This is a genomic window from Pseudomonas sp. BCRC 81390 (assembly GCF_030341915.1).
GTDB lineage: Bacteria > Pseudomonadota > Gammaproteobacteria > Pseudomonadales > Pseudomonadaceae > Aquipseudomonas.
The window spans coordinates 1-229 of sequence record NZ_JATAAG010000054.1 but is presented as its reverse complement, the minus strand read 5'-3'; the positions used below and the strand labels follow the sequence as shown (position 1 = coordinate 229).

At 52.0% G+C, this 229-nt stretch carries 1 rRNA gene; it reads right to left on the bottom strand.

Annotation, left to right across the window (positions count from 1 at the left end):
* Positions 1 to 227, bottom strand: a 23S ribosomal RNA gene (locus tag QSV36_RS14685); the annotation flags it as partial.
* Positions 228 to 229 lie beyond the last annotated feature (2 nt).

Genomic DNA, 229 nt, shown 5'->3' with positions numbered 1-229 from the left:
GGGCTGGTCCCCGTTCGCTCGCCACTACTAAGGGAATCTCGGTTGATTTCTTTTCCTCAGGGTACTTAGATGTTTCAGTTCCCCTGGTTCGCCTCTTGCACCTATGTATTCAGTGCAAGATACTCAGCTTGTGCTGAGTGGGTTCCCCCATTCAGAGATCTCTGGATCACAGTCTGTTTGCCGACTCCCCAAAGCTTATCGCAGGCTACCACGTCTTTCATCGCCTCTG